Genomic DNA, 13404 nt, shown 5'->3' with positions numbered 1-13404 from the left:
AATTCTAGTGCAGCTCCCTTGGCGTAACCCGCTCGTGCGAGAGGTGCTCGTTGACGAGCCGCTCGTGCCAGGCCAAAGCCGACTGGTCGGTGAGGCTCGCGACCTGGTCGACGACAACGCGCTTGCGTGCGGCATCGTCAGCGGCGGCGTGCCAGTCGTCTCTGAAGCCTGGGTCGAGCTGTGAGGCCCCGGTGGCCAGCAGTGCGTCAGCGAGCTCAACGAGCACCTCGCGCTGCATGGTGTAAATCGGTTGCCTCGTGGTCTTCGACATGACGAAGGCGGCGACAACGCCCTTCAACACCGCAATCTCGGCCTGGATTTCGCGGGGCACCACAATCGAGCCTGCGAAGCGGATGAGGTTCTCCTGCGGGTACGCGGCCCGGGTTGCCTCGACGGCCGCACCACAGAATCGCCCGATCAGCTGGCTGGTGAGGTTCTTCAGCCTGCCCTGGTCCTGGCGGCTCGCCGTCCAGCTCTCCAGCCAGGCGTCGAGGGAGTCGAGTCGGTCGAAGGCTGCGATGAGTTCGTCGTGGCTGATCTCGCCGCCGATCCACTCGTACATCGAGGCGACCAGCTCGTCGTGGTTGACGCGGCTGCCGAGCTCTGCCACGTCGATGTAGCCGTTGACGACGGCATCCTCGAAGTCGTGCACGGAGTATGCGACGTCGTCGGAGAGGTCCATGACCTGGGCTTCGATGCACAGGCGACGCTCTGGTGCACCGTCGCGCATCCAGGTGAAGGCTGGGGCGTCATCCGGGTAGAAACCGAACTTTGCCCTGCCGCTCGGGTCGGCGACCGACGACGCGGTCGGCCACGGGTACTTGCAGCTGGCGTCGAGGCTGGCGCGGGTGAGGTTCAGTCCGTAACTGTGGCCGTCAGCGCCGAACACCTTCGGCTCAAGACGGGTGAGCAGGCGCAGGGTCTGCGCATTGCCCTCGAAACCGCCGATGTCGGCCGACCAGGCGTTCAGTGCCTTCTCGCCATTGTGGCCGAACGGCGGGTGGCCGATGTCGTGCGCGAGGCACGCGGTGTCGACGATGTCGGGGTCAAGGCCAAGGCGGAGCGCGAGCTCGCGGCCGACCTGGGCGACCTCGAGCGAGTGGGTGAGACGATTGCGGGCGAAGTCGAGCCCTGCGGTCGGACTCAGCACCTGGGTCTTGGCGGCGAGCCGGCGAAGCGCGCTGGAGTGCAGCAACCTGGCACGATCTCTGGCGAAATCACTGCGCCTGGAGCTGTGCGCCTCCGGCAGCGCGCGTTCCTCGTCGTGCGCGCTGTATCCCGTGCTGTTAGCCACCGCTGGTGTCCCCTTCGCCTTCGGTCAGATTCTCGCGCTGCACACCGTCGAGCTCGCGTGAGTCAAGCCAATTCTCCGGCAGTGCCGGCTTTTTTGGCGTTCCGGCGCGGCCACGGGGGCCTTCTGCGCCGATGCCTGGATACGGCTGGTCGGCATCAAGCTGTCCGAGCAGATCGTCGAGCTGTGCCAGCGACTGCACGGTGGCCATGCTGGCACGCAGGTCGCCGCCGACCGGGTAACCCTTGAAGTACCAGGCGACATGCTTGCGGATGTCGCGGCATCCGCGCTCTTCACTGTCGAAGAATTCGGTGAGCAGCTCTGCGTGGCGGCGGAACGTCTGGGCGACGGTCCCGAGGTTTGGCTGGATCAAGCCCTCCCCTGGATGCGCCTCAGGGTCGAACGCTGCGGCGAGGTCGCCGAACAGCCACGGGCGGCCCAGGCAGCCGCGGCCGACGACGACGCCGTCGCATCCGGTCTCGCTCATCATGCGCAGGGCATCGTCGGCCGACCAGATGTCGCCGTTGCCGAGCACAGGCACAGAGGTGATCGCGCTCTTCAGGGCCGCGATCGCAGACCAGTCGGCCTGGCCGGAGTAGAACTCGGCGGCCGTGCGGCCGTGCAGCGCGATGGCGGCGACGCCGGCGCCCTCAGCGGCCTTGCCGGCTTCGATGTAGGTGAGGTGATCTGAGTCGATGCCCTTGCGCATCTTGACCGTGAGCGGCAGCGGGCCGGCTGCCTTGACGGCGGCTTCGACGATCTGACGGAACAGGGTGCTCTTCCATGGCAGTGCTGAGCCGCCGCCCTTCCGGGTGACCTTGGGCACAGGGCAGCCGAAGTTCAGGTCGATGTGGTCGGCGCGATCCTCTGCGACCAGCAGGGTCACGGCATCCGCCACGGTCTTCGGGTCGACCCCGTAGAGCTGGATGGAGCGAGTCTTCTCGCTCTCGTGGTGGGTGATCAGGCGCATGGACTCCGGCGTGCGTTCGACGAGGGCCCGCGACGTGATCATTTCGCTCACGTAGAGTCCGGCACCGAATTCGCGGCAGAGCCTGCGGTAGGCCGTGTTCGTGATGCCGGCCATCGGCGCAAGCACGACGGGAACGTCGAGCTTCAGGGGTCCGATCGTCAACGGTGCTGGCTGGCTTATCGTGGATACAGGAGTCATTACCTTCAATTCTCCCAGAAAGACAGGGCGTTTCATGAATGCTGCCAATGAGAGCGCTGAGACCGGTGCTGAGATAGTCGGTCAAGAGCGCGTTCTGACGGATGCCGCAGCGCGCGGCCTCGACGTTCGTATCGTCGCGCGTCCTGCCGCCGGCAGCCTGGCGGAAGCCGCCGCGCTGATGGGAATCGAGCCGGGCGACATCGTCAAGACGCTCGTGGTGAAGCGTCACGACGGCGACTACGTGTTCGCGCTGATTCCGGGCGGCCGCAAGATCTCCTGGGCAAAGCTGCGCACCCTGGTTGGCGTGAACAAGCTCTCGCTCCCCCACGAATCTTTGGCGCTGGAGGCGACCGGATACGAGCGGGGAACAATCACTCCACTCGGGAGCACGACGGCGTGGCCGGTGTTCGCCGACGCCAGCCTGGTCGGTCGCGAGGTGGCGATGGGAGCCGGCGAACACGGCTACAGCGCATTCGTGGATGCCGATGCGCTGATCCGGGCCCTCGATGCGACAGTGGCCGACATCTCGGACGCTGAGTAGCGAGCTGGTCACGGAGGCTGATTTCGAGACGCGACCTCGTTCCTCTGGCGCTCCTCAACCAACGAAAAACCGGTGGTCGACGAGGCCCGCCAGGGCCGTCTCGAGACCCTAGACGCCGCAGGCGCCGCCACCGCAGCATCCGCCGGCCTCAGCCTGGCCGAGCAGTTCGATGGTCGGGCGTGCGCCAGCGTCGACGACGGTGGCTTCTTCGGTGGTGACGGTGTCGCTCATGTGGTCTACTCCTCGGTCGATGCGCTGGGGGTCGATGCGCTGGGGGTCAGCACTGCAGCTGACTCTGACTTCTCTGATCGTACTTGCTCAAGTACCTGGGCAAACGTTGACGCGTCCTGCGCGCCAGAGACGCCGTACTTACCGTCGATGACGAAGAACGGCACACCCTGGATGCCGTATTCCTGGGCCAGCGCGACATCCGCTTTCACGTCGGCTAGGAATTCGTTCTCGGTGAGGGCGCGCACCACGTCTGCACGGTCGAAACCGATCTCTGCTGCGAGGTCGGCGAGGTCTTCGATGCGTCCGACGTGGGCGCCATCAACGAAGTACGCCTTGAGCAGGCGCTCCTTCATGTCAAGCTGGCGGCCCTTCGACTTCGCGTAGTGAATGAGCTCGTGTGCCTTGACCGTGTTGGTCTGGTGCACAGAGCCGTAGTCGTAGTCGAGACCGACGCTCTTGGCGATGTCGGTCACGTTCTGGAGCATCTGCTCGACCTGCTCAAGGGGCATGCCCTTGCGCTGGCTGAGGTACTCGGTAGGGGTACCGGCGAAATCAACGGGGGTATCGGGCGAGAGTTCATAGCTGTGGTACTCCACCTCGACATCGCCGCCGAACTGGGCTGCGCCAGCTTCGAACTTGCGCTTGCCGATATAGCACCAGGGGCACTGGATGTCTGACCAGATGTCTACTTTGATAGTTTCACTCACGGTTGGCCAAACACGACACCCCTCCCCGGTATTCCCGATTCGCCGGTCTCCCGGCCGGCGGGCACGGCGACTACAGGCCGGCTGATTACAGGCCGGTTGACTCCGTCGGCTTGTCGATGGCTCCGCCGTAGCGCCGATTGCGCGACGCGTAGAGTTCGATGGCCCGCCACAGGTCGACGCGAGTGAAGTCCGGCCACAGCGTGTCGAGGAACACCATCTCCGCATAGGCGCTTTGCCACAGCATGAAGTTACTGGTGCGCTGCTCCCCTGAGCTCCGCACGAACAGGTCGACGTCAGGCAGGTCAGGAACGTAGAGGCGACGCTGGATCGACTTCTCCGAGACTGCCGACGGCTTCATCCGGCCGGCCGCGACGTCTTCTGCGATCTGGCGCACGGCATCCGTGATCTCGTTTCGCCCGCCGTAGTTGACGCACATGGTGAGGGTGAGGGTGCTGTTGTCCTTCGTCAGCTCCTCTGCATACTGCAGTTCGTTGATGACGGATGCCCAGAGCTTCGGCCGTCGTCCGGCCCAGCGCACGCGCACTCCCCACTCATTCAGCTGGTCGCGCCTGCGGTGCAGAACATCCCGGTTGAAGCCCATGAGAAAACGCACCTCGTCGGGAGAGCGCTTCCAGTTCTCGGTGGAGAACGCGTACACGCTCAGGTGCTTGACGCCGATCTGGATGGCGCCGGCGACGACATCCAGGAGCGACGCCTCCCCAGCCTTGTGCCCCTCGATTCGAGTGAGCCCACGCGCGTTCGCCCAACGACCGTTGCCGTCCATAACGACTGCGACGTGGTCTGGTACGACCTTGGCCGGCAGCGCAGGAGGGTAGAGCCCCGTCCAATCGAGTGGCTTGTACTCCACCGCGTCCTTGTGGGTGAACTGCTTCGGACTCATCGACTCTCTCTCACTTGCTGACGTGGCTCACTTGCTGACGTGGCTCACTTGCTGACGTGGCTCACTTGCTGACGTGTCTCACTTGCTGACGTGTGTCACTTGCTGACGTGTTGCAGGGATTTCAACGATCGTTCCAGGTGCCACTGCGTGTACGCGGCGACGACGCCGGTCGCCTGCCCCTGAGTTCGTGCCTCAGCAGCTTCGGCCTGCGCCCAGTCGCCCGTGAGCAGCGCGCCGAGCAGCGCAATGGTGGCGGCGTCGAGGCGCGCGGATCCGGGAGGAGCACAGTCGTCGCAGACGATGCCGCCCAGTTGCACCACCACAACGGAATGCTCGCCGACAGCTCCGCACCGGGAGCAGTCCTGGAAGCTTGGAGCCCAGCCCGCCATCGACAATGCACGCAGCAGGTAGGAATCGAGGGTGAGAGCCGCGCCGTGCTCGCGCTTGGAGAGGGAACGCAACGCCCCAACGAGCAGCAGGTACTGCTGCAGCGACCCCTCAGACTCCGTCAGTTTGTCGGCGGTCTCCACCATCGCACTAGCCGCGGTGTAGCTCGCGTAGTCGGAGGTGATGAGCGCGCCGTATGACCCGAGTGACTCTGCCTGGGTAATGATGTCGAGGCTTCTGCCCTCGTAGAGCTGCACGTCGGCGACCATGAATGGTTCGAGCCGTGCCCCGAACTTCGACGTTGTCCTGCGCACGCCCTTGGCTACTGCGCGAACCTTGCCATGTTCCCTGGTGAGCATCGTGACGATACGGTCGGCCTCGCCCAACTTGTGGGTACGCAGCACAACGGCTTCATCTCGGTAAACAGGCACTCTTCTATTATCGACCGTTTATATCGACAGTTGCCGCACAATGGATTCATGATGACAGGCCAGGAACCGTGACCACCGTGCTGGTCACCGGTGCAACCGGAACGCTCGGTACGCCCACCGTTGCCCAGTTGCGCAGCGGCGGATATGACGTGCGGGCTCTCAGCCGCAGCAGCGGGCCTGGGCTCACCACCGGAAATCTGTTGACGGGCATCGGGCTCGCGTCGGCGGTCGCCGGCGTCGACACTGTCGTGCACCTCGCGACGGGAAAAGACGACGTTGAAGCGGCATCCAACCTCGTGACAGCCGCACGCGCGGCTGGGGTGCGGCACGTCGTCCAAATCTCGATCGTGGGCATCGACAACATTCCGCTGCCGTACTACCGCGACAAGCTGGCCATTGAGACCCTGGTGTCGACATCCGCCATGCCGTTCACCATCCTGCGCTCCACCCAGTTCCACCAGCTCATCGAGCGAATCTGCACAGCGCAGCGTCTCTCCCCCGTGCTGTGGGCACCATCATTCAGGGCGCAGCCGATCCACCCCGTCGAGGTCGCCACCCGCCTGGTTGAGCTGGTGGGAGCGGATGCCGCCGGCCGGGTCGCAGACATCGGCGGGCCAGAGCGCCGCCCCGTCCGCGAATTCGAGGCGATCTGGGCCGCCTCAACCGGTACTCGACGCCCGATCTGGCCCCTCAGAATGCCCGGCAAGATCTTCACGGGCTTCGCAGCGGGCAACATCCTGGTTCCTGGAGAGCCGTATGGTCGCCGCACCTTTGCAGAGTTCATCGCCGAACGGGGTTCACGGGTCGGGTAGCGCGCACCGGCACCCTTCGCGTGGTACTAGTAGTAGGTGACCGAGACGCTTTTCACCATCCCCCTCTGGATCGACCTCGTAGCAGTCGCGATCGGTGCCATCCAGGGTGCGATGTTCGCCGGTCGCTTCAAAGACAGGCGCTTCGACCTGCTCGGCATCGCCCTGATCGGGATCGTCGTCGGACTCGGCGGCGGTATTCTGCGTGACATCCTGCTGGGTATCAGCCCCGCTGCCCTGCAGTCGAACTGGTACCTGCCGGTTGCGACGGTGTTCGCGCTGCTCGGCATGCTGCTGCAGAGTGCGTTCGACCGACTGGGTCCGCTCATCATCGTGCTCGACGCCGTCACCATCGGCTTGTTCGGCGTCATCGGAACCACCAAGGCGCTCGCCTTCGGGCTGCCTGAAATACCGGCCATGTTCGTGGGTGTGGTCTCTGCTGTCGGCGGGTCGATCATCCGTGACGTCATGCTGAACATCCCGATCGCCGTCATGCACGTCGGCTCGCTCTATGCGGTCGCCGCCGGCGTTGGCTGCGGCTTGATGGTCGTCTTCATCCGATTCGGCGTGCCGGTCATTGTGGCGGCAGTCATCTGCACGCTGGCGACGACGGTCATCCGGATCCTGGCCGCCAAGTTCGGCTGGAGCCTGCCCCAGCAGCGCGCACTCGGCAGCTGGCCGCGCTGGCGGCGACCCGCGATTGTGCTGAGGCGCCGCAAGCACGACTAGCGGGCGTGCGGCGCCTACCCCTGCGGTGTCGCGCACCTCACCCAGCGGATGTCGCGAAAACCGGAAAGGTCGCCGCAGAGAGCGCGATCCGTCCTGTATTCGGTGACAGTTGCTCGATTCATCCTGTTTTCGCTACAGGTTGGGCCGCTGCCGGCGCGACGGGCGCAACCGGCGCCCTGAGGCAGTGGATGCGGCATCCGTTCACCGAGAATCGCCGCTCCGACCAAGAATCGCCGTTGGAGCGGCGATTCTGGGCGGAAACGGCGATTCTCGGGTGCGACAGCTACAGGTGCGACGAATACAGGTGGCGACGAGCTAGGCGTTCGCGAACTCGCGGTCGCCCGTCTCAACGCGGATGCCACGGTTGACCGCTGAGACGACGGCCTTCAGCGACGCCGTCGAGATGTCGGCGTCGATGCCGACGCCCCAGTAGCGCTTGCCGTTGACGTCGAGGTCGACGTATGCAGCGGCGAACGCGTCGCCACCGGCCGACATCGCGTGCTCAACGTAGTCGTAGAGCGTCACGTCGATACCGCGATCCGCCATCACGCTGAGGAATGCGGCAATGGGACCGTTGCCGGATGCCGTCGCACCAGACACCGTGTCGCCGTCGCGCAGCTCGACCTCAAGGTTCACCGAACCAGCCAGGTCACTCGACGTGCGGGTGGAGAACAGCTCAAAGCGGCCCCACTTGGCTTCGGTGTTGTCGTGCTTGGCCGGCAGGTACTCGTCGTTGAAGATCTCCCAGATCTGCTCGCTGGTGACCTCGCCACCCTCGGCATCCGTTTTGGCCTGCACGACGCCGGAGAACTCGATCTGCAGCTTGCGCGGCAGGTCGAGGGCGTGGTCGGTCTTCAACAGGTACGCGACGCCGCCCTTGCCGGACTGTGAGTTCACGCGGATGACAGCCTCGTAGCTGCGACCGAGGTCCTTCGGGTCGATGGGCAGGTACGGCACAGCCCAGACCAGATCGTCGACGCTCTTACCCGCGGCCTCAGCCTCAACGGCCATGGCCTCGAAGCCCTTCTTGATGGCGTCCTGGTGCGAGCCGCTGAAGGCGGTGAAGACGAGGTCGCCGGCCCACGGGCTGCGCTCTGGGACGGGCAGCTGGTTGCAGTGCTCTGCTGTGCGCTTGACCTCGTCGATGTTACTGAAGTCGATCTGGGGGTCGATGCCCTGCGTGAACAGGTTGATGCCGAGTGCGACCAGGTCGACGTTTCCGGTGCGCTCTCCGTTGCCGAAGAGGCAGCCTTCGATGCGGTCTGCGCCGGCCAGGTAGCCGAGCTCAGCTGCGGCGATGGCTGTGCCGCGGTCGTTGTGCGGGTGCAGCGAGATGATGATGTTCTCGCGCTGGGCCAGGTTGCGACTCATCCACTCGATCGAGTCTGCGTAGATGTTCGGCGTCGACATTTCGACGGTGGACGGCAGGTTGATGATGACCTTGCGCTCCGGCGTCGGCTCGAAGATGGCAACGACCTGGTTGCAGATGTCGAGCGCAAACTCGAGCTCTGTACCGGTGTAGCTCTCCGGCGAGTACTCGTAGTAGATCGCGGTGTCTGGCAGCGTGGATTCCAGCGAACGGCAGATGCGGGCGCCGTTCAGGGCGAGGTCGATGATGCCCTGCTTGTCTTCGCGGAACACCACATCGCGCTGCAGCACGCTCGTGGAGTTGTAGAGGTGAACGATGGCCTGCTTGGCGCCGGCCAGCGATTCATACGTGCGACGGATGAGGTGCTCACGCGCCTGCGTCAAAACCTGGATGGTGACGTCATCGGGGATGGCGTTCTCTTCGATCAGGCTGCGCACGAAGTCGAAGTCCGTCTGGCTCGCCGACGGGAAGCCGACCTCGATCTCCTTGTAGCCCATGCGCACCAGCAGGTCGAACATGATGCGCTTGCGCTCAGGGCTCATCGGGTCGATCAGCGCCTGGTTGCCATCACGCAGGTCGACGGCGCACCAGCGCGGCGCGACGGTGATGCGGTTGTCTGGCCACGTGCGATCCGGCAGGTTGACAACGAACTGCTCGTGGTACGGACGGTACTTGTGCACGGGCATTGCCGATGCAGACTGGTTGTTTTTCATAATCTGGAATCTCCTCGCGAATGGTGATGAGCCAACGACAAACTCCGCGACGAGGGAGGCCTCAGATTAGGACTCGTCGCGGCAGCTAAGGAGAAGCGCACCGAACAACACAGATTCAGGCTAGCACCGTTTATCGCAGATCGTTTCACGAATCAACGGATGCCGGCCGATCCTCTGGCCGGGAGGGGTCACCGGCGTTCACGCACAACGGTGAGCACATCCCGCACCGATGCCGACGGCAGGTATGCCCTGGCCAGGGCGAGGCCGATCGCCGGGAGCGCGATCGGGTCGGGGTAGGCCAGAAACAGCGGCTGGAATTCCGGCTGGAATTTGCGTTTGAATGCCAGAAGCGATCGAAAGCCGTACACCGGCTCGAGAGCCGCGCCCAGGAATGCCAGGATTCGGTTCAGGAAACCGCTGTCGCCGGCCGCGGTGTCTACGCTCCCGTCTGAGCCTCGGTCCGTCACCGTCTGTGCGAGCGGGGCGGCGGAGAGACTGAGGAACTCGATCTCGGGCTGTTCCCGCAGCATGGTCGCCGTCTGCGCGATGAGAAACTCCATCACGCCATTCACGCTGTCTGGCCTGCGACGCATGAAGTCAAGCGTCCAGCCAATCACGACGCCGTCGCGATAGGTCGGCAGCCAGCTGGTGACGGCGTGCACATGGGAGCCACCATCGATGGCGAGCATGAGTCGCACAGCGGGGTCCGTGAGCTCTGTCAGTCCCCCGAGCGTGAAGCCGAGTTCCGGCAGGTCCTTCTCCTGCACCCATTGCTCCGAGATCTCGGCAATCTGCGCGGCACCGCCGGCTGGGAGTTCGTCGTAGCTCGACCAGATCGCTCTGACCCCTGCGCGATGGGCCCTGTTGATCGATGAGCGGATGTCTTGCCACTTCTTTCCCGACGTCTCCCATGATCCGGGCCGCAACACCGTCTCTTCCGCGACGGTCGTGCTCTGCCAGCCCATGCTCACAAAAACCGGCACCCACCGGGCATGCACGCTGTAGAAGACAGGAATCCAGCCGCGGTCGTCACACATGACGGCAAAATCGGCCACGGCCTTGACCGCTTCGCTGCCCACATCGTCGATCACCCCGCCGTCCACCCCGCCGTCCACCTCACCAGCGCGACTGTCGGCATCCGTTTCACCGATCGGATCGGCGGTCGTGATGGCAATGCCGTTCACGACGCGGTAGGCGATCGCGATGGTTCCCGCATCGTTGAACCACACGGTATTACCGTCCCACGTCGACATGAACGACAGCGATTCACCCCCGCTTCGTTCCAGCAGGGCACGAAGGCGCGCCTCGTCATCCGCCAGCGCGGGGTCCTGGGAACCTCGCAGGCACACGATGGCACCTGCGATCGCGATGATCCAGAACAGCGGCCCCACCCACTGATACAGCGCCGTCGTGAGCGGATCGGTTGGCAGGAACGCAACCCGCTCCAGCCGAAGGAACCCGACGGGAATGAATCGTTCTGGGATGTCGGTGATGAGCTCCCCCAGCGTGACCGCGGGGCTGAAACTGCCGCGCAGCAGCCAGCCGACTCCGACGTATAGCCCAGCCAGGGCGGCAAAATTCACGACCGTCGTGACGACAAAGCGCCTCAGCCGGCGCGGCGTGACCTTCACGGGAAAGTGACGCAGGTTGCCCAGGATGATCATGGCCGTCGCGAGCGGGACAAGTATTGACACCAGTAGCATGAGCGCGATCTCCCAGTACGGGGTCGCATGCCAGTGCCAGACAAACGGTTGACCGGAAGTCGGCAGGACTCCGTAGTACCAGGCGCCGAGGGCCGCCAGGCCGAGATTGACTGCAATGGCGAGCCACGCCGCAAATCGCTTGCCGCGCGCCAGCCCGAATGACGCGACGAGCAAGAGGATCAAGGGAAGCAGGCCTACCAGAAGCGGGCCGATCCCATCCACTCTCTCCAGGGTGAGCTCGTGCACGCACTGCCGGGTGATGTTGCCGACCAGGCACCGGTCTGCGACATCCGCCGCATCCGGGATGTTGTGGGTGAACAGTGTGCCAAGCGGTGCCAGAATGCCGAATCGTCCGCCCGAGACCAGCGATGCCACTGGTCCGACAGCCAGCACGCCGACCACGACTGCGAGCAGTGTCCGCGACTCATGGTCTGAGCTGCGGTGCCAGGTGAAATGGAACTGTACCGGCCGGAAAGCGAGGCCAAGCGCGAGCCCCGCACCGGCGGCAATCAGCCGATACACGTCGGACGGCTGTCCGGAATAGAGCAGCAGAGTCAGCAGCACCGTCAGGGTCACCACGCGTATTCGGCGCTTCCACAGTGGACTCGCGAACCAGCTGGCTGCCATGATGCAGCCGGCCATGGGGGTGAACGGGTCGAACGTGAAGAGTTCACGCACGCCGCGCGACCACATCTCACCGTCGGCGACACCCAGAGCCTGGACCAGGATTCCGAGCCCAGGGCCGACGAGGCTTGTCACGACGAAGGCTGTCGCCACGCGCCAGGTCCCCACGAGGCGTTCAGCGTAACCGAGGACGATGATCGCCCCCAGAAGCGCCAAGACGAGATCTAGGCCATTGTCCACACCGAACACGCTCGTGAATGGCGACCACCAACGGCCATGACCTACAACGGAGTCGTAGCCGGTTCCGAGAGCACCCCTGATGGATTGGCGCATTCCGAACAGGGGGCCTGCGACACACGCAACAACCAGGACGGCGGCTGCGTAACCCACTGAGAACGGCTGAGTTGCAAGAAATGAGACCAGGGCGCGGGCCCGCAGTCGCGGTCCGCGCTCTGGGCTGTATGTGGGCTGCGAACTGGTTGCAGCTTCGGCCGAACTCATGTTGCTCCCCCTATTCCTCCCCTGACCGCGATGAGCTGCAGGGCCTGTTTCCAGCCGTACTGCACGGTGTGCCAGTCATGGGCCGTTCCGGGGGATACGAAGACGTGGGTGGTCGCCCCGGCTGCACGTGCTGCTGCAGAGAGAGTCGTAGCCCACGGGAGATAGCGCGAATCGTCAGCTCCCACCGCAAAGATCGTCATCAGGTCCGCATACGGCGCGTGGGCGGAGAGGATCGCGGCCGGCGCCGCGGCGGCGTAGGCGTCGGCGCTGCCGGCGAACCCCGTCGCGATCGTGTTCTCCTGGGTACCGTTCGCCGGTACCAGCTCCCCCGAAATATCGAGGATGCTTCCAAATAGCTCAGGGTGCGCAGCTCCGAGTTGCACTGAGCACGTTCCACCCTGCGAAAAACCCGCGATCGTCCAGCCGTGTGCGTCAGCGACGACAGGGAGATGCGCCCTGATCCAGTTGGGGACGTCAACGGTGAGATAGGTCGCCGAGTTCCCGAGCGCCGAATCAACACACATCGGGTTCTTGTCGGCCGCGCCCAGTTGATCTGGCACAACGACAATCGGTGCCTGTCCGGCGTGGGTCCCTGCGAACGAGTCGAGGATCGCTGCGAGGCCCCCTGCTGTGAACACGTCTGCAGGGCTTCCCGGCTGACCAGAGAGCATCACAACAACGGGCAGCGGAGGCGGGTTGTGCACACGTGCCGCCGGTGGCAGGTAGATCAGAGCGTCGCGCGCCGTGAAACCCGAGTCGGTGGCAGGGATCGGCACGGTCCCAACTACCCCATGTGCAGAGTCGGGGGTGCCGCCGGCGGCGCTAAACCCCACGCCAGGGTCCGACAGGGCAGCTTCGAGAGGCTGGTAGGCCGGGAGACCAAGTGCTGTGCGAAGCGTTGGGAACTGGCCGAAGTCCACATTCACGCCGGCAGCTGCCGTCACGATGACCAGCGGGATGGCGACCACTGCAAGAATGCGCAGCCCCCAGTGGCCGACTATCGCAGCAAGAGTGACCAATCCAAGGCCAGCAAAGCCAGCGGCGACCCAGAGCCGCGTCACGGGTGTCAGCGACACCCCGAAGACATCCCAGACATCGTCCACCAGCCAGCACACGGCGTACCCGAGCGCGCCGGAGAGCAGAGCGACGGACACGCCGATGAGCACCATTCGCCTGTGCCCGCGTCGCGCCAGCCCCACGAACAGCGCAAGTACAACGACACCCGCACAGCTGTACAGAACAGCCGGCAACGGGCCGTCCACGATACTCACGTCGAGCAGCGAATCGGTCATCTGCGTC

General features: G+C 64.6%; 12 protein-coding genes. 3 read left to right on the top strand and 9 right to left on the bottom strand.

Features of this window, described 5'->3' with window-relative positions; all coding sequences use genetic code 11:
- Positions 1–4: 4 nt before the first annotated feature.
- Both AC25Y4_RS03200 and dusB read right to left on the bottom strand, forming a co-directional pair.
- Positions 5–1294, bottom strand: a complete 1290-nt coding sequence (locus tag AC25Y4_RS03200) for a deoxyguanosinetriphosphate triphosphohydrolase (protein WP_488118922.1) — start codon at positions 1292–1294, stop codon at positions 5–7.
- Positions 1287–2459, bottom strand: a complete 1173-nt coding sequence (dusB, locus tag AC25Y4_RS03195; RefSeq protein WP_488118921.1) for a tRNA dihydrouridine synthase DusB — start codon at positions 2457–2459, stop codon at positions 1287–1289. The genes AC25Y4_RS03200 and dusB overlap by 8 nt, the downstream gene beginning before the upstream one ends.
- Before the next feature lie 34 nt (positions 2460–2493).
- On the opposite strand from dusB, the gene AC25Y4_RS03190 reads away from it, so the two are divergent.
- Positions 2494–3000 (top strand): aminoacyl-tRNA deacylase, encoded by a 507-nt coding sequence (locus AC25Y4_RS03190; protein WP_488118920.1) that lies wholly within the window; start codon positions 2494–2496, stop codon positions 2998–3000.
- 108 nt (positions 3001–3108) lie between these two features.
- On the opposite strand, the gene AC25Y4_RS03185 is transcribed toward AC25Y4_RS03190, so the two are convergent.
- The 4 genes from AC25Y4_RS03185 to recO form a co-directional block, all read right to left on the bottom strand.
- The gene (locus AC25Y4_RS03185; RefSeq protein WP_488118919.1) at positions 3109–3231 is read right to left on the bottom strand and encodes a hypothetical protein; all 123 of its coding nucleotides are present in this window, start codon (positions 3229–3231) and stop codon (positions 3109–3111) included.
- A 5-nt stretch (positions 3232–3236) separates the two neighbouring features.
- Positions 3237–3938 carry a DsbA family oxidoreductase gene (locus AC25Y4_RS03180; RefSeq protein WP_488118918.1) on the bottom strand — a complete coding sequence of 234 codons (702 nt, stop codon included), beginning with the start codon at positions 3936–3938 and terminating at the stop codon, positions 3237–3239.
- Between the two features lie 85 nt (positions 3939–4023).
- Positions 4024–4839 carry an isoprenyl transferase gene (locus AC25Y4_RS03175; RefSeq protein WP_488118917.1) on the bottom strand — a complete coding sequence of 272 codons (816 nt, stop codon included), beginning with the start codon at positions 4837–4839 and terminating at the stop codon, positions 4024–4026.
- Positions 4840–4934: 95 nt separating this feature from the next.
- A complete protein-coding gene (gene recO, locus AC25Y4_RS03170) occupies positions 4935–5657 on the bottom strand; it encodes a DNA repair protein RecO (RefSeq protein WP_488118916.1) in 723 nt (240 codons plus the stop codon).
- A 68-nt stretch (positions 5658–5725) separates the two neighbouring features.
- Between recO and AC25Y4_RS03165 the strand changes: the two genes are divergently transcribed.
- Entirely contained in the window at positions 5726–6469 is a 744-nt protein-coding gene (locus AC25Y4_RS03165; protein ID WP_488118915.1) for an SDR family oxidoreductase, read from the top strand.
- A gap of 36 nt (positions 6470–6505) precedes the next feature.
- A complete protein-coding gene (locus tag AC25Y4_RS03160) occupies positions 6506–7195 on the top strand; it encodes a trimeric intracellular cation channel family protein (protein ID WP_488118914.1) in 690 nt (229 codons plus the stop codon).
- Between the two features lie 315 nt (positions 7196–7510).
- Here the strand turns inward: AC25Y4_RS03160 and leuA are convergent, their stop codons facing one another.
- The 3 genes from leuA to AC25Y4_RS03145 all read right to left on the bottom strand — a co-directional run bounded on the left by leuA (position 7511) and on the right by AC25Y4_RS03145 (position 13397).
- A complete protein-coding gene (gene leuA, locus AC25Y4_RS03155; protein ID WP_488118913.1) occupies positions 7511–9277 on the bottom strand; it encodes a 2-isopropylmalate synthase in 1767 nt (588 codons plus the stop codon).
- A gap of 188 nt (positions 9278–9465) precedes the next feature.
- On the bottom strand, positions 9466–12105 hold the full coding sequence (locus tag AC25Y4_RS03150) for a bifunctional lysylphosphatidylglycerol flippase/synthetase MprF (protein WP_488118912.1): 2640 nt from the start codon (positions 12103–12105) through the stop codon (positions 9466–9468).
- Positions 12102–13397, bottom strand: a complete 1296-nt coding sequence (locus tag AC25Y4_RS03145; protein WP_488118911.1) for an alpha/beta hydrolase — start codon at positions 13395–13397, stop codon at positions 12102–12104. The genes AC25Y4_RS03150 and AC25Y4_RS03145 overlap by 4 nt, the downstream gene beginning before the upstream one ends.
- Positions 13398–13404: the final 7 nt, after the last annotated feature.

The sequence above is a fragment of the Leifsonia sp. Y878 genome (genome assembly GCF_057669685.1).
Note: the sequence above shows the minus strand (reverse complement) of the source record. Positions and strands in the feature narration are given on the sequence as shown.

Coding starts and splice junctions, on each gene's coding strand:
- AC25Y4_RS03145 (WP_488118911.1), bottom strand. CDS start 13,397: ATGACCGATTCGCTGCTCGACGTGAGTATCGTGGACGGCCCGTTGCCG.
- leuA (WP_488118913.1), bottom strand. CDS start 9,277: ATGAAAAACAACCAGTCTGCATCGGCAATGCCCGTGCACAAGTACCGT.
- AC25Y4_RS03150 (WP_488118912.1), bottom strand. CDS start 12,105: ATGAGTTCGGCCGAAGCTGCAACCAGTTCGCAGCCCACATACAGCCCA.
- AC25Y4_RS03175 (WP_488118917.1), bottom strand. CDS start 4,839: ATGAGTCCGAAGCAGTTCACCCACAAGGACGCGGTGGAGTACAAGCCA.
- AC25Y4_RS03185 (WP_488118919.1), bottom strand. CDS start 3,231: ATGAGCGACACCGTCACCACCGAAGAAGCCACCGTCGTCGACGCTGGC.
- dusB (WP_488118921.1), bottom strand. CDS start 2,459: ATGACTCCTGTATCCACGATAAGCCAGCCAGCACCGTTGACGATCGGA.
- AC25Y4_RS03190 (WP_488118920.1), top strand. CDS start 2,494: ATGAATGCTGCCAATGAGAGCGCTGAGACCGGTGCTGAGATAGTCGGT.